Raw genomic sequence first — 15,428 nt, 5'->3', positions numbered from 1 at the left:
CCGGATTCTCCTGGTGTCGCTGTTCGTGGTGGCCTCTTTCTCCACGGGGGCCTTCGCTGCAGGCAGCCTGAACGCCTACGCGATCATGCCCGAGAAGTATGCCTCACAGGTTTTCGAGGCCTTCACGGCCGAGACGGGTATCAAGGTGAACTTCATGCGTTTCTCTTAGGGAACCTCTGAAAAAAGCGCCTTTCATGAAGTCGCATCAGCGATGATGTAATCGGTAGAATAGAGCTGTAGCGCCGAGGTCATCATCCCCTTTCCAAGGAGTGCGAGACGCGAAATGGAGCGACAGAAAACCCTTGCCGACGCCCAGACCTTCGAGAGATACAGGAAGCCTACCCGGCGGGAGAAGTTCCTCTGTCGAAATGGAGGCTGTGGTCCCCTGGAAGGATCTCTGCGCGCTCATCGCTCCCTTCTATCCCAAGGCCGAACGAGGTCGTCCACCGGTTGGATTGGAGCGGATGCTCCGAATCCACCTCCAGTGCTGGTTCAACCTCAGCGACCCGGCAGCGGAAGAAGCCCTCTACGACATGGAATCGATGAGGCGCTTCGTCGGCATCGACGTCGGGAACGAGCCTGTCCCCGACGAGACGACCATCTGCAAGTTTCGCCACCTTCTCGAAGCGCACGACCTGGGGAAACGGATCTTCCGTGAGGTCGATGCTCACCTGCAATCGAAAGGACTGCGTCTTGCCGAGGGAACCATCATGGACGCCACCATCATCGCCGCGCCCTCGTCGACGAAGAACAAGGAGAAGAAGCGAGACCCCGACATGCATCAGGTAAAGAAAGGGAACCCGTACTACTTCGGCATGAAGGTCCACATCGGGGTGGACAAAGACAGCAAGCTGGTCCACAGCCTCGCGACCACGGCGGCGAATGTCCACGACTCCCGGATGGTCGGAGACCTTCTCCACGGAGCGGAAAAGGGAGTCTGGGGCGATTCGGCCTACATAGGCAAGACGGAGACGATCCGGGAAAAGGCACCCGATGCCGTCGACAACACCAACAAAAGAGGGTCACGGAACAGGAAACTGACCGACGAAGAACAGTCTCACAATCGTATGCTGTCCAAAACGAGGGCAAAGGTGGAGCATGTCTTTTGAAGAGCGAAGCGAGTCTTCGGATTCACCAAGGTGCGTTACAAGGGGCTCAAGAAGAACACAAGCCATGTCCACGTGATTTTTGCCCTGTCCAACCTGTACATGGCGAGAAGGCTTTTATTGGAGATGGATAGGGCGTAGTGTCTTCAAAAGCCGGCAGAACGGCAACCATAAGGCAAAAAAGAGCCGGGGATAGCTCCACATAGGCAACTTGCCTGACACGACAGGCTGAAAGGGCACACAGCGCACGAATTCAGCCACCAAGAGGTACTGTTGGAGCTCGCCGGGACTTTTTTTCAGAGGTTCCTTAAGGAGTCGAATGCCATGTCCTTTCCTTTCGGGGTTCCTTCCCCGGCGATGAAATCCGTTCCCTCTCCGGCGAGAGATCGTTCCCTCCTCCCGGCCCTCGTCGCCGTCTGGCTTTCCCTGGGACTTTTCGTCCTCTACCCCCTGTCCCGGCTTTTTCTGGTCACCTTCGTCTCCGACGGCAGTCTCTCCTTTTCCGGTCTCTCCAGCGTCCTGACCAACGGGTACGACCGGAGGGCCTTCGTCAACAGCCTCTGGCTGGCCACGACCGTCTCCCTTTCGGGGACCTTCGTCGGCTATGTCTGCGCCTTCGTGGTGACGCGCCTTCCCCTGTCCCCGTGGCTCAAGGGAGGGTTCGGCGCCGTCACGACGCTGCCCCTCATTTCGCCCCCCTTCACCAGCAGCATCGCCCTGACCCTCTCGCTGGGGCCCAACGGCATGCTTCTCAAATTCCTGGGGCTGTGGGCAACTTCAACTTCTACGGTTTCTGGGGGACCTGGCTTTCGGAGACGCTCACCTATTTCCCCATTTCCTTCCTCACCCTGACGGCGGTCCTTTCGGCCATCGACCCCAATCTCGAAGACGCCGGTCTCTCCATGGGCGCCTCGCCTGGCCGGGTCTTTCGGACCGTGACGCTTCCTCTGTCGACGCCGGGCATCGCCAACTCGATCCTGCTCCTTTTCGCCGGATCTCTGGCCGATTTCGCCACGCCTCTCGTGCTGGGAGGCCACAGCTTCCCCGTTCTCCCCACTCAGGCCTATCTCCAGATCACGGGGCTCTACGACCTCAGGGGAGGAGCGGCCCTCTCCTTCCTGCTCCTCCTGCCCGCCATGGCCGTCTACTTTCTTCAGCGTTTCTGGGTCGGGAAAAAGAGCTATGTCACCATCACGGGAAAGGCGGGCAGCCGTTCGTCCTACAAGAGGACGGGACGGTTCTCCGAAGGGATTCTCCTCGCTATCTGTCTTTCCCTGGCGGCCTTCATTCTCTACCTCTGCTCGATTATCTTCTGGGGGGCCCTGGTGAAGGTCTGGGGCGTCGACAACAGTCTGACGCTGGAGAACTTCCGCTACGTCTTCACCCACGGCAGGAAGGCCCTTACGGACACGCTCAAGATCGCCGCCGTGGCCACGCCTCTGGGCGGTCTGATGGCCGTCGTCGTGGGGTTTCTCGTCCAGAGGAAAACGTTTCGGGGCAACCGCGTCATGGAGTTCGTCTCCATGCTCAATTACGCTCTGCCGGGGACGGCCGTCGGCATCGCCTATGTCATCGCCTTCAACGAGCGGCCCATCCTCCTGACGGGAACCATGACGATTCTCGTGGCGGCCTACATGTTCCGCTACCAGGCCGCGGGCATCCGTTCCGTCGTGGCCTCCCTCCACCAGATCGACCGTTCCATGGAGGAGGCCTCGGCCAGTCTGGGAGCGGGAGCGGCGCGGACCTTTTTCCGAGTCACCCTGCCCCTGATCGTTCCCGCCCTGCTCATGGGGATGCGCTACCTCTTCATCCACTGCATGACGGCCATCAGCGCCACCATTTTTCTCGTCTCCGTGCGGTGGAGCCTCCTGACGACGCGCATCCTGGAGTGCATGACGGAGCTCCAGTTCGCCCAGGCCTGCGCCTTCTCCGTCGTGCTCATTCTCCTCGTCTTCGTCGCCACGGCTCTCATGGTGGGGCTCACTCGCCTGGCGACGCGACGTCTGTCCGGCGAAGGAGGCCCGACCTGATGGCCGTTCGTCTTGAACTGAAAGATGTCTCCAAAATATTCGAGAAGGATGGCGAGCCCGTCCGGGCCGTCGACGCCGTTTCCCTCTCCGTCGCCCCGGGAGAGATGGTGACCTTTCTGGGGCCTTCCGGCTGCGGCAAGACGACGACGCTGCGCATGGTGGCCGGTTTCGAGAGCCCCTCGGGCGGCGAGATAACCCTCGACGGCCGCGACGTGACCGGCCTTCCCGTCAACCGCCGCGATATGGGCTTCGTCTTTCAGAACTACGCCCTCTTTCCCCACATGAGCGTCTTCGAAAAGGTCGCCTACGGATTGAGGGTCAAAGGCCTCGAGGAGGGAATGATCGGGCGCCGCGTCCGCGAGGGGCTCGACCTGGTGGGACTCGAAAGGGCCGAGCGGCGCTTTTCCAACCAGCTTTCCGGAGGCGAGCAGCGGCGCGTGGCCCTGGCGAGGGTCCTCGTCCTCGAGCCGCAGGTGCTGCTCATGGACGAACCTCTCTTCAACCTGGACGCCAAGCTGCGCGTTCACATGCGCACCGAGATACGGCGCATCCAGAGACATCTCGGCGTGACCTGTCTCTATGTCACCCACGACCAGAGCGAGGCCCTCACCCTCTCGGACCGGATCATGGTCATGCGGGGAGGCCGTGTCGAGCAGATCGGTACCCTCTCGAAATCTACAGCGATCCCCGCTCTCTTTTCGTGGCCGATTTCATCGGTCAGGCCAACGTCATTCCCGGCAGGGTCCTCTCTCTGGAAGGGGATCGGCTGTTCGTCTCCCTCTTCGACAGGGTTTTTCCTGTCCGGGCCGTCAGGGGCGAGACCTTTTCCGTCGCCGACGAGGTCTCCGTCGTCGTCAGGCCCGAAAACCTTCTGCCCTCGGAGGAGGGGATTCCGGGGACGGTGAGGACGGCCACCTTTCTGGGCGGCCGTGTGGAATACGAGATTCTCCTGCCCTCGGGACGGACCGTCCTCTCCTCCGATGCCTTTCTTCCGGGCCGGGCGATGCACCGCGAGGGGGTGTGCCTTCACCTCTCCTTTTCCCCCGTCGTGGCCGTGGCCCTGCCGGGAGGGAAAGGCTGACGTTCTTCCCCTATCTCTCGTCTGTGCCGAGGATAAAGAGCCGGATGGAGAAGAGGGCCCGTCGCGGGAGACGACGGGCCCTCTTCTCTATCCGGCCAGCCTGACGATGAGGGGCGGCAGGATGAGGTAGATCGTGAAGAGGCGGACGAGGTGGAGGAGGCTCACTCTCAGCGGATCGGCGCCGAGGTCCTCCGAGATGGCCGCCAGCTGGGTGATCCCGCCGGGAGAGGTCGCGATGAGGCAGGTCATGAGATTCCACCGCGCAAGGCGGCGGACCATGAGGGCCAGGGCCAGTCCCCAGAGGAGCATGACGGCCGTGATGGCCAGGGTGGGCAGGAAGATCCGGCCCAGGAGGCGCATCGTCTCGGCCGTGGCCGACAGGCCGATGATGGAGCCCAGGCCGAGTTGGGCCAGATCGCGGACGATCTTGGGCGGCGCGGCGAGGCGAAAACCGAGGTAGGAGGCCGTCCCCGTCGCGGCAAGGGCGCCGACGAAGGCCCCTGCGGGGATATGGAGTCCCTTGCCGACGAGGCCCCCTGTCGTGGCGAGAAGGAGGGTGGCTCCGAGAGCGGGGAGGGAGAGGTCTTTTTTTCTCTTCCTCCTCTCTTGCCGAGCCGCGACCTCCTGCCCCATTCCCTTCGAGCGCGAGAGACGGCGCGCCACGAGGGGGATGGTCGCCATGGCCGAGGCGAGGCGGCAGAACTGCATGATGGCCACCATGGCGGCATCGGCCGAGAAGGAGAAGGCCATGAGGCTCATCTCGGCCAGACCGCCCGGGACGGTCCCAAGCAGGGCCGTGGCCAGATCCATGCCGAAGAAGCGGTAGAGGATCCAGCCCAGTCCCAGGGGAAGGGAGAGCCACCAGGCCGATGCCAGGAGGGAGACGAGGCCCATCTCGCGGACGATCCGGTCGGCCTCCTTCGTGACGCGAAGGCCGATGAAGAGCCCCAGGATGACCTGAAGGGCCAGGTCGAGACCGAAGGGAGGGCCCGACGGGGCGAGGCCGACGACGGCGAAAAGGGTCGAGGCGACCATGGCCCCCATCATGGCGGCGGCGGGCATCTTCAGGGCGGCAAGAAGGGCCCAGCCGGGCAGGGCGATGAGGAAAACGACGACGACATTGACGAGCCAGTTCACGAGAAAACCCTCCCCGAATGGTTTGGCGCCTAGGGTAACAGCGTTTTCGAGGTCGGCCCTGCCTGTCGGGAAAATTTCTCCGGCAGACAGAGCGGCCCCGCGAAAAACTCTCTCTTGGGGAAAAGGTCCCTTAGCCTGACCTGTAAGGCTGAAAGCCGGGCACGGAGATCGAAAAACCTCTTCGGATGGCTATCGAAGAACGTTGCCCAGCCATCGGCAGGCTGCGCCCGACAGGCTCCGCACAAGGCCCCGGAGAGAACAGCAGGATGCACGCTCCTGTGGGAAAGGGGTGACCGTTCCCGGGCGGGAGCTTCTGACTTTTGCGTGAGGTCGGCTCTTCATGAGGCCTCTCAGCTCAGGAAGGCCAGGAGGAGCCCTCCGGCCAGGACGGAGCCGATCTGGCCCGAGACGTTGGCGCCCACGGCGTGCATGAGGAGGAAGTTCCCCTTGTCGGCCTCCTGCCCCATCCGCTGGATGACGCGGCTTGACATGGGGAAGGCGCTGATGCCGGCGGCACCGATCATGGGGTTGATCTTCCTCCCCTCGGGAAGGAGCAAGTTGAGAGCCTTGGCCGAGAGAACCCCTCCGGCCGTGTCGAGGACGAAGGCGACGAGGCCCATGGCGATGATGAGGAGCGTCTCGGGGCGGACGAAGCGTTCGCCCGTCATGACGGCGGCGATGGAGAAGCCCAGAAGGATGGTGACGATGTTGGCCAGCTCGTTCTGGGCCGCCCGCGAGAGGCGTTCCGTGCAGCCGCTGACGCGGAGGAGGTTGCCGAACATGAGGAATCCCAGGAGGGCCACGGAGGCGGGGGCGACGAGTCCGGCGACGACGGTGACGACGACAGGAAAGGCGATGAGGCCCCTTTTCGAGACCGGTTTGGGGGCGTAGGCCATCTTCATGGCCCTCTCTTGACGGCTCGTCAGGAGGCGGATCACCGGAGGCTGTATGAGAGGGACCAGGGCCATGTAGGTGTAGGCCGCCACGGAGATGGGGCCCAGAAGGTGGGGCGCGAAGCGGTTGGAGACGTAGATCGACGTGGGGCCGTCGGCGGCGCCGATGATGCCGATGGAGGCCGCCTCGTGGAGGTCGAAGCCCAGGAAGAGGGCCAGTCCCATGGTGAAGAAGATGCCCGCCTGGGCCGTGAGGCCGAAGAGGAACATGCGGGGGTTCGTCAGAAGGGGTGTGAAGTCGCACATGGCCCCGACGGCGATGAAGATGAGGAGGGGAAAGAGCTCCGTCTCGATGCCGACGCGAAAGAGCATGGAGAGGGCTCCCTCGGTGAGACCCTGGGTGAGGGCCGACGAGAGGGGGAGGTTGACCAGCAGCGTCCCGAACCCCATGGGAAGGAGCAGGCTGGGCTCGAGATCTCGGGCGATGGCCATGTACATGAGGGCCAGTCCGACGCCGATCATGACCGATTGTTGCCATGTCAGGGCGATCAGGGGTGCGGCCAGGGATTGGAACATGTGCCGGGAAGCCTCCTGTCCAGTTGAGGGGATCTCTCCATTTCAGGCATCTCGGGGGAAAAAGTCAAGAGCCGACGGGCATCCTGTGTCGCCGGACAATGGTATTGTCACTCGTGAAGAGGACAGGGAAAATGTCACTTATGACGACCAGGAGAGACCTACTCATGAAGACAAAAGAAGCAAGGCGCTTGGGGTTGGTGGAAGAGGCTGTCGCGGGCAACCTGACGGTTCAGGAGGTGGCCGATCGGCTCGGTCTGAGCCGCCGTCAGGTCTTTCGGCTCAAACGACGCTACCGGGAAGAAGGAGCGCAGGGGCTCCTGCACAAGGGACGAGGCAAACCGTCCCGGCGCAGAATCTCTCAGGAGACACGGGATTTCGTCGTCAGTCTGGCCAAGGGTCTTTACAGGGATACGAGCTGTCAGCACATGGCCGAACTCCTTGCCGAAGAGCATGATCTCGTGCTGAGCGCCAAGAGCATCGCCCGTTTCCTTCGCGCGGAGAACCTGTCCCTCGTTCATCGCCACCGGGCCCCGAAGCGGCGTTCCCGCAGGGTCCGACGGTCCCGACGAGGCGATCTGGTCCAGATGGACGCCTCTCCTTTCGATTGGTTCGAGATCGGTGAGCGTTGCACTCTCCACGGCGTGATTGACGATGCCACAGGAGAGGTCCTCGGTCTGTGGATGGCCAGGAATGAGTGCCTCTTCGGCTACTTCCGCGTGCTCCGTCAGATGCTTGATCGCCACGGCGTGCCTCGCGAGCTTTACGCCGACCGCCACACCATCTTCCTTTCTCCCAAGTCGGAAAAACTGACGATCAAGGAGGAGCTGGAGGACTCGGCGCCTGTAACCCAGTTCGGCCGCGCTCTGGAGGCTCTCGGAACTCGCTATGTCCCTGCAGGGTCTCCCCAGGCGAAGGGGCGGATCGAAAGGCTCTGGGGAACTCTTCAGGATCGTCTCGTCGTCGCCTTCCGACGGGCCGGAGTGAAAACGATCGAAGAGGCCAACGTCCTGCTCGCCGCCTACCCGGGAGAGGTCCATAACCCGAGGTTCGCTCGTCCTCCCGCAGAGGGGGCATCTGCCTTTCTCCCTCCGCCGGACGGACCCGCTCTCGATCTCCTCCTGACTCGCCAGACCGACCGGAAGGCCTCGGGAGACTCGACGATTTCCCTCGACGGAAAACAGTACGCCCTGATAGGCCCCCGCAGACGCCCCCTGCTTCTTGCCAGAGGACAGGCGGTCAAGGTCATCGAGAAGCTCGACGGGAAACTCCTGGCTCTTGTCCATGACGGGCTCTACGATCTCGCAGCCGTCGACAAAGAGCCCCCTGCGACTCCCCCGCCTGTCATCGAGACGAAGACAGGCACTCCATGCAAAACGAAGAAGCAGAGGAAGCCGGCGGCAGACCATCCCTGGCGACAGAATCCCGCTCCTCCTGCCGCGGCGGTCGGCTCCGAGCAAGGGACGGGTTCCCCTCCCTAGAAGGACCTCCGCCGCGGAGGAAAGCCAAGGCGGGCTGTTGACGGGGGCGATTTCAGCCCCTCGAAAGCGACACTTTCATTGTCCCTCAGACCCTCTTTTTAGATGACATTTTTAGTGTCCCTTGACAGAGCCGACGGGCATCCCGAATCCGCAGGCTCGTTACGACAAGTTCCGTCGGATCCACGGATTCAAGGTCCGTTCAAATCACCTCGCCGGTACGGATACGGATCCGAGGCGACCGTCTCCGGTCCTCCAGACGTCTCCGGGCCGGGCCGATGGAAGCTTCCATCCCGTTTTTGCCTGTCGATCGAAGGGGATCATGTCTTCTCGTGCCTCTTTTCCTGGCTGCCTCGACGGGGGTGGAGGTCGCTTCGTCCCCTGCCTACGTGGGCCTTCGCCGCCGGGAGAGGCTACGACGGTTCAAAAGCCACGAAAGCTGAAGGGGCAGGGTTTGAACGGCCGTCGGACTCGGAAAACATCCCTGTCCGTTCTTGTATGAAATTCAGACGAAGAGTACGATGATCTGAAGTCCTCCGGCAGATGGCCCTGCAGTACCGCTTTCGCGGCGTCTTTTCAGAAGCGACAGAGTCGGGATGATGCGTAAGGGAGGGTTTCCATGTCCGTCGAGAGCGCCCAGGCTTTTCTGGAAAAGGTAAAAAGTGACGAGGCTTTCCGGGGATCTCTGGAGAAAGCCGCTGACGACGAGGCCCGCAAGGCGTTCGTCGCCGAGGCCGGGTTCGACTTCACCAAGGAAGAACTGAAAGAGGCCGCAGGCGTCTCCGGCGGCCCCCAGAAAATCGAGGAGGCCGATCTCCAGGCCGTCGCGGGAGGCGGAGCCGCCTCCTGGGTCAGCGCCACCGGATCGGCCGCCGCCGGCGCCATCGGCGCCGCCGCCGCCGCCATCTAGACACCTAGATCCGAAGGAAATGTCCCTCTCTGCCGGGGGGCTTTTTCGGGAATGTTCCCCTTTCGCGAAACAGAGGACGCAAAAACAGAGGAGTTTCCCATGGACAAAATGATTTCTCCCATTTTCTTCCGCGGCCGGTCCTTCTCGTCGGACAAGGTCTCCCCGGCGGGGGCCAGACGTTCCCGTTCCCCCGAGGAGACTTATCGCACGGTCCGTCCCCTCATGGAGGCCATCGGCGTCACCCGCGTCGCCGATATCACCGGCGTCGACAGGATCGGCATCCCCGTCGCCGCCGCCGTCCGCCCCCTCGCCCCCATTCAGGTCTACTCCTGGGGCAAGGGGACCACTCTTCTTCAGGCCAAGGTCTCGGCCATGATGGAGGCACTGGAGCGTCACTGCGGAGAGAGGGCCGATCCCCCCTCGGTGCGCCTTCCCTACGACCGTCTGGAGGGGGCGAAACTCCACCTGGAGGAGCTGGCCCTCAAGCGCGATCACCTTTTTTCGCCCTCCCTTCCCGAGAGGTGGACGAAGGGATGGGATATCGTCGCCCAGGAGGAGGTCTATGCGCCCCTTCAGCTGGTGCGCCTCTCCTTCCGCCGCGACCTTGCCGGCGAGACCGAATCCTTCCAGTGCACCTCCAACGGTTTGTCGGCGGGAAACACCTTCGCCGAGGCCCTCTGCTCGGGACTCTACGAGTGCGTCGAACGGGACGCCGTGACCTGCTGGGAGCTCTACAACCGCTCCCGGGGCCTTGCCTTCCCCGGGAGGAAGGTCGACGTCGATGCCGTCGACGACGGTCTTTTCGGCGACCTCCTGGAGCGCTGCCGCCGGGCCGACGTGGAGGTCCTCCTTCTCGACTGCAGGGCCGACACGGACGTCGCCACCTATGTCTGCTATCTCCAGGACCGGATCTGCCCTCAATGGGGGCTCTACCACGGCCGGGGCACCCATCTGGACCCGAAGGTGGCCATGGTCCGGGCCCTCACCGAGGCGGCCCAGGGGCGGGCGGCCTACCTTCTGGGCGGTCACGACGGGGCCTCCCTGGAGACGCAGGGAACGGTGGCCTTCGGAACGGGCAAATCCCTCGCAGAGAGGGCCGCCGGTCTCGAAAGGGCCCCCGCTCCTCCCCCGGAAGAGGAAAGAGACACCTTTCACGGCGACGTCCATCTCCTCCTGGACAGGCTCGGGAGGGCCGGTCTCTCCCGCGTCCTCGTCTGGGACCTTTCGGACCCCGGCCTCTCCGTCTCCGTCTCCGTCCTCCGTATCGTCGTTCCCGGCCTGGAGGGGTGGAGGATGCACCACTACGCCCCGGGCTTTCGGGGCAGACGCTCTGCCGAGGGGAGGAGAGAGCCGTGACGATCGCCCTCTTCCTCGGTCCCAGCCTGCCCCTCGAAAGGGCCCGCGAGATTCTCGACGGGCGCTACCTGCCTCCGGCCCGTCAGGGCGACATCCTGCGCCTCGTCAGGGAGAAAGAGGTCGATGCCATCGCCCTCATCGACGGAGACGACTACGCCTCGGGACCTCTCGTCTGGCACAAGGAGATTCTCTGTGCCCTCGACAGGGGCATCCCCGTCTTCGGCGCAGGGGCCTTGGGCGCCATCAGGGCCGCCGAGCTGGCTCCCTTCGGAATGAGGGGCTTCGGCGAGGTCTATCGCCTCTATCGGGAAGGCCTGCTCGAAGGCGATGACGCCGTGGCGGCCCCCTTCTCCGTCGAGGGCGGGCGTTACCGGCGCCTGGCCGAGCCCCTCGTCAATCTCCTGGCCACCTTTGTCCGCGCCCGCGAGAGGGGATTTGTCTCAGACGAGAGGGAAGCGGCCCTGAAAGGCGCCGCCGAGGGGCTTTTCTACCGCGAGCGCTCCCTCGGAAAGGTCCTCGAGAGGCTCCGGGCCGACGGCGACATCGACGAGGAGGAGGCCGCGGCTCTCGGAGAGGTCCTGGAATCGCTTCGCGTCGACAGGCTTGCCTCGGACGCCGAAGGTCTCCTCCGTCATCTGGCTCAGGAGGGCCCGGGAGGGCCGGTCCAGGTCTCTCTCCCGCCGGACTGGAAGGAGTCGCACGTTTTCCGGCGCATCGTCGAGGAGGAGCGTCAGGAGGTCGTCGACGACGTCATCCTCACCGTCGGCGACATCGCCGCCTGGGGGGCCCTGGCCCGGCCCGAGGGATTCGACCTGGCGCGCCGGGGATTGAACCGCTTCCTGGGCCTGGAACTGGCCCGCCAGAGGGGACTCGTCGCCGGTGACGACGACGTGGCGCTCGAGTCGACCCGTTTCCGGAGGAGGATGGACCTCGTCGACGACGAGGCCTTCCGCGGCTGGATGAAGGCCAACCACCTCGACGATGAGGGCTTCGTCCGCCTCATGAGGGACGAGGCCACTCTCAGCCGCCTCCGCCATTGGCTCTTCGTGGCCCAGCGCTTCGGAACGCCCGTTCAGGCCATGGCCGACGAGATGCGCCTCGAAGGGCTTTACGAGGCCGTGTCCGCCGAGGCGGCCCGGGCCTACGGTCTTTTCCGGACGCTGAGAAAGGACATTCGGCAAGAGGCCTCCGAACTGGGAAGCCGCGACGATTTCTTCCCCTCTTATGTGGCCGCCCATGCTTTGGCCTCGATGGACCGCAACTTCCTGGCCTGGTGCGAGGAGATGGCCATCGATACGGGGCGGGCCCTCTCTCATGCCCTGATCCGAGAGGGACTCCGTCGTTCCTTCGAGTCCCTCGGCAAAGAGGACGAGGAGGCCTGAAGGTGGGCGGAGAGGGGAGGCGGAGCCCGATCCGGGTCCTGCGCCTCCTGGGGCCCAACAGGGCCCTCACGGCCCGGGTCTTCGAGGAGAATTTCACGGGGGCCCTCGCCCCCTTCGTCGACGTCTCTTCCCTTCCCCTGCCGCCGTCGTGGCCCGATTTTTTCGTCCGACAGGGCCGGGAGGTCTCCTTTTTCTCGCCCAACTACGAGCTGGAGCCCTTCGTTCCCTGGCTTCTCTCCCTCCGCAACGAACGGAGAGCTTCGGCCCGTCTTCTTTTCGTGGCCCACTCCCCGGGAGGCATGGCCTGGGTCTGGCGGCTCATGGTGCCGCACCTTCGCCCCGGCGACCGGATCGTGGCCCCCAGCCGTCATGCCGCCTCGGTCATCGTCTGGATGGAGCCCCGTCTGAGTCCCTTCGTCCGTGTCCTTTCCCATCCGATCCCCTCGGTGGAGAGCTTGGGAAAAAGAAGAGGGGAAGGGCAATCCCTCCTCTTCCTGGGGAGGCTCCGCCAGGAGAAGGGGCTCCACCAGCTTCTCGACGGCTACGCTCTTTTTCTCAGCCGGAGAGGGAAGGGGCCTCGTCTGGTCCTGGCCGGTTCCCTCGTCGACGAGGAGACCGGACGCCCCCTGGCCTACGCCGAGGCCCTCCGTCATCGGGCCCGGCGTCTCGGCCTGGAGGGGCTTGTCTCCTTTCCGGGCCCCCTGACGGGAGTCGCCAGGGAGGCCGCCTTCGACGAGGCTCTGGGGCTCTGCAACCTCTCTCTTTCTCTGGAGGAATCCTTCGGGAAGGCTCCCGCCGAGGCCCTCGTCCGGGGTCTTCCCGTCCTGGCGACGGCCTGGAGCGCCTTTCCCGAGCTGCTCGGCGACAGAGGCCTTTTCGTTCCGCCCCGATGGGACGAAAAGGAGGGGGTCCTCTCCGTCGACGCCGAGGCCGTCGCCGACGGCCTCGAGGCTCTTCTGGCCCTGCCCCGTCGAGCCCCCCTTTCTGCCGGGGAGAACCCCTTCGAGCCCCGGTCGGTGGGCGCCGCCTACAGGGCTCTTCTCGTCGAGGCCATGGAGGAGAGAGCCCTCCCTGCCGTCGCTTCCGGAGGCTCTCTCGACGCGATGGCTCCCCTTGGGGCGCCGGAGGGGGACCTCTTCGCCTTTCACCGCGACGAGTGCGCCCGCCGCCTGAAGCGCATGGCCGGCGAGGAGGCTCCCCTCTACGGAGAGGCCGAGCGGATCCAGGGCGTGCTGGGCTTCGCCCTCCACGACGGCCTCGTCCGACTCTTCTCTCAGGGGGAGCCTGCCCTTCCTTCCCGTCGCGCCCTTTCCCTTCCGCCGGGCGAGGGCGATTCCGTCCTTTTCCGAGCCGCGACGCAGGGGATGGGGAGCGATCTGTCCCGGCTGGGCACCGTCCTGGCCCTGGCCGAGGGAGGACGCCTCGGCGAGGCGCGCCGTCTCCTGGAGGCCCTGCCTGGCGACGGAGGAAGGGCGCGCCGTTTCGTCTCCGTCCGTCTTTTTCTCAAGGAGGGCGATGGAGCGGCGGCTTTCTCGGTCTGGAAGGGGAGGGAGGGAGACTGGATCTCCCGCGAGGAGAGCGGTCCCTGGCTCCGCCTGGGCGCCGAAATCGCCCGGGAGGGAGGGATCGATGGGGCCCGGCAGATTCGTCCCTTTCTGGCGGCGTGGTGCCGCCGTTTTCCCGACGGTCCCGAAAGCGGAGCCGTGGCCCTCGGCTGGTGTCTTGCGGCTCTGGCCTGCGGGAGAGAGGCCGTCGGAGAGGGCCGAGAGGCCCTCGAGAGGGCTCGGGCCGTCGTCCCCGACGATCCTCTCCTGAGGCGCCTCGATCTGGCCCTTCTGGGGGTGGCCTGAAATGGGCTCGCTCCTCCTTTGCAATCTCCCCTTCGCGCCGCCCACGCCCCCCCATCTGGCCCTGCCCGTCCTCGCCGCCTACCTCCGCGGGAGGGGCAAATCGGTCCTCTGCTGGGACGGCAACAACGCCTTCATCCACAGGGCCGCCCGGCGCGAGAGAATCGACGCCGGAAGGCGCCTTCTCGACGTCCTCTCCCGTCGCCCTCAGGCACCGTCCTGGCTGGGAGATACGGCCCGTCTCGTCGATCGCCTCGGCGACAGCCTCTACGGCCTGGCCTCGCCGGAGGTCTTCCGATCGCCTCAGGAGCGCAACCTCGCCCTCGAGGCCGTCCTGGCCCTGGCCTCTCTGGGGAAGGACGAAAGGGTCCTCTTCGATCACGGAAGCAACAGCCTGGGAGTCCTCTCGACGCGCTCGCCCTACGCGTCGAAGGACTCCATCGAGGCGGCCGCGGAGCGAAAAGGCCTGCTCGAGGGCTTTTTCGAGGAGGAACTTCTTCCCCTCGTCGACGAGAAGGTCATTCTGGTGGGCCTTTCCGTATCCTTCGCCGAACAGTTCGGGCCCGCCCTCAGGGCGGCCTCCGTCGTCAGGGAGGCCGCCCCCCGCAAGCCCCTCTATCTGGGGGGATCCTTCGCCTCCTACCACCTTCGTGATCTCGCCGACGATGCCCTTTTCGATCTCGTCGACGGAATCGTCGTCGGCGACGGAGAGAGCGCCCTCGAGGAACTGATGGACCGGGAAGAGGGAGGACGAGAGCCAGAGGGGGCCGTCGCCGGTCTTCTGACGCGGGGGAGGCGATCCGTTCCCGCCGCCTCGGGCCCGCCCCTTTCGGCCCTGCCCGACCCCGATTTCAGCGACTTCCCGCCGCGGCGCTACTTCTTCCCTCGCGGTCGGGCCGTCCTTCCCCTGCGTTTTTCCCGGGGCTGCTGGTGGAACCGCTGCTCCTTCTGCCGGGGCTATGACGGTGCCTACGACAGGGCCGAGGCCTCCTTCCTGAGAGACCAGCTCCTGCGCCTCGCCGATCGGACGGAGTCGGAGTCCTTCATCCTCTCCGACGCCTGTCTGCTGCCGGACGTGCTCTACGATTTCGCCCGTCTCCTGCTTGAAGGCGACGGCCGCTTCCACTGGAACGCCCATTTCCGCTTCCATCCCTCTCTGACGATGGAGAAGATCCTTCTCCTGAGAGAGGCCGGGTGCAGCCGTCTCTTCATGGGCCTCGAATCCTTCTCGGACCGGATCCTGACCCTGATGGACAAGGGCATCACGACGGAGCTCATCGACAGGAACCTCCAGGACCTGGCCTGGGTGGGGATGGATGTCTTCCTCTACGTCATCGTCGGTTTCCCCTCCGAGACGGAGGAGGAGGCCCGTCAGGGCTTTGCCCGCCTCCGAGGCCACCTTTCTCGGGGGCTTTCGGCGGCGGTCCAGTTCAACCCCTTCATCCTCTTTCCCGATTCGCCCGTCGGGAAAGATCCCGGCCGGTACGGCCTCTTCGACGTCGTCTACGACGACCGGGAGGACCTGATCGCTCCCGCCCGGTCCTATCGGGGATCGGGAATGACGGCCGAACGGGCCGCCGAACTTGCCCGCGAGTTTTCCCGGTCTCTCCGCCCCTGAAGGGGCCAGGATTTGAA

13 protein-coding genes and 1 pseudogene are annotated in these 15,428 nt (G+C 64.7%); 12 read left to right on the top strand and 2 right to left on the bottom strand.

Annotation, left to right across the window (positions count from 1 at the left end; genetic code table 11):
- Positions 1 to 13: 13 nt before the first annotated feature.
- From KAR29_RS05505 to KAR29_RS05480, 6 genes and pseudogenes are all read left to right on the top strand, one after another.
- Entirely contained in the window at positions 14 to 169 is a 156-nt protein-coding gene (locus KAR29_RS05505; protein ID WP_274374615.1) for a hypothetical protein, read from the top strand.
- Between the two features lie 114 nt (positions 170 to 283).
- A pseudogene (locus KAR29_RS05500) lies at positions 284 to 1,247 on the top strand (IS5 family transposase).
- Positions 1,248 to 1,463: 216 nt separating this feature from the next.
- Entirely contained in the window at positions 1,464 to 1,958 is a 495-nt protein-coding gene (locus KAR29_RS05495) for an ABC transporter permease family protein (protein ID WP_274374614.1), read from the top strand.
- On the top strand, positions 1,874 to 3,136 hold the full coding sequence (locus KAR29_RS05490) for an ABC transporter permease (protein WP_274374613.1): 1,263 nt from the start codon (positions 1,874 to 1,876) through the stop codon (positions 3,134 to 3,136). Before KAR29_RS05495 ends, KAR29_RS05490 begins: the two co-directional genes overlap by 85 nt.
- Positions 3,136 to 4,041, top strand: a complete 906-nt coding sequence (locus KAR29_RS05485; protein WP_274374612.1) for an ABC transporter ATP-binding protein — start codon at positions 3,136 to 3,138, stop codon at positions 4,039 to 4,041. Before KAR29_RS05490 ends, KAR29_RS05485 begins: the two co-directional genes overlap by 1 nt.
- On the top strand, positions 4,038 to 4,217 hold the full coding sequence (locus KAR29_RS05480; RefSeq protein WP_274374611.1) for a hypothetical protein: 180 nt from the start codon (positions 4,038 to 4,040) through the stop codon (positions 4,215 to 4,217). The genes KAR29_RS05485 and KAR29_RS05480 overlap by 4 nt, the downstream gene beginning before the upstream one ends.
- 87 nt (positions 4,218 to 4,304) lie before the next feature.
- Here KAR29_RS05480 and KAR29_RS05475 read toward each other — a convergent pair whose 3' ends face one another.
- Complete coding sequence (locus KAR29_RS05475) at positions 4,305 to 5,354, bottom strand: AbrB family transcriptional regulator (protein ID WP_274374610.1); 1,050 nt, start codon at positions 5,352 to 5,354, stop codon at positions 4,305 to 4,307.
- Positions 5,355 to 5,704: 350 nt separating this feature from the next.
- Positions 5,705 to 6,823, bottom strand: coding sequence for a sodium ion-translocating decarboxylase subunit beta (locus tag KAR29_RS05470; RefSeq protein WP_274374609.1), 1,119 nt, complete (start codon positions 6,821 to 6,823; stop codon positions 5,705 to 5,707).
- Between KAR29_RS05470 and KAR29_RS05465 the strand changes: the two genes are divergently transcribed.
- From KAR29_RS05465 to KAR29_RS05440, 6 genes are all read left to right on the top strand, one after another.
- The gene (locus tag KAR29_RS05465; protein ID WP_311135619.1) at positions 6,784 to 8,301 is read left to right on the top strand and encodes an ISNCY family transposase; all 1,518 of its coding nucleotides are present in this window, start codon (positions 6,784 to 6,786) and stop codon (positions 8,299 to 8,301) included. The genes KAR29_RS05470 and KAR29_RS05465 overlap by 40 nt on opposite strands.
- A 616-nt stretch (positions 8,302 to 8,917) precedes the next feature.
- Complete coding sequence (locus tag KAR29_RS05460) at positions 8,918 to 9,208, top strand: Nif11-like leader peptide family RiPP precursor (RefSeq protein WP_274374608.1); 291 nt, start codon at positions 8,918 to 8,920, stop codon at positions 9,206 to 9,208.
- 99 nt (positions 9,209 to 9,307) lie between these two features.
- Positions 9,308 to 10,564: a YcaO-like family protein gene (locus tag KAR29_RS05455; protein ID WP_274374607.1), complete on the top strand. Its 1,257-nt coding sequence runs from the start codon at positions 9,308 to 9,310 to the stop codon at positions 10,562 to 10,564.
- Positions 10,561 to 11,946, top strand: a complete 1,386-nt coding sequence (locus KAR29_RS05450; RefSeq protein WP_274374606.1) for a TfuA-like protein — start codon at positions 10,561 to 10,563, stop codon at positions 11,944 to 11,946. Before KAR29_RS05455 ends, KAR29_RS05450 begins: the two co-directional genes overlap by 4 nt.
- Before the next feature lie 2 nt (positions 11,947 to 11,948).
- Entirely contained in the window at positions 11,949 to 13,796 is a 1,848-nt protein-coding gene (locus tag KAR29_RS05445) for a glycosyltransferase (RefSeq protein WP_274374605.1), read from the top strand.
- A gap of 1 nt (position 13,797) precedes the next feature.
- Positions 13,798 to 15,411, top strand: a complete 1,614-nt coding sequence (locus KAR29_RS05440) for a B12-binding domain-containing radical SAM protein (RefSeq protein ID WP_274374604.1) — start codon at positions 13,798 to 13,800, stop codon at positions 15,409 to 15,411.
- Positions 15,412 to 15,428: the final 17 nt, after the last annotated feature.

Source organism: Aminithiophilus ramosus, from assembly GCF_018069705.1.
In the GTDB taxonomy this organism is placed as follows: Bacteria; Synergistota; Synergistia; order Synergistales; family Aminithiophilaceae; genus Aminithiophilus; species Aminithiophilus ramosus.
Note: the sequence above shows the minus strand (reverse complement) of the source record. Positions and strands in the feature narration are given on the sequence as shown.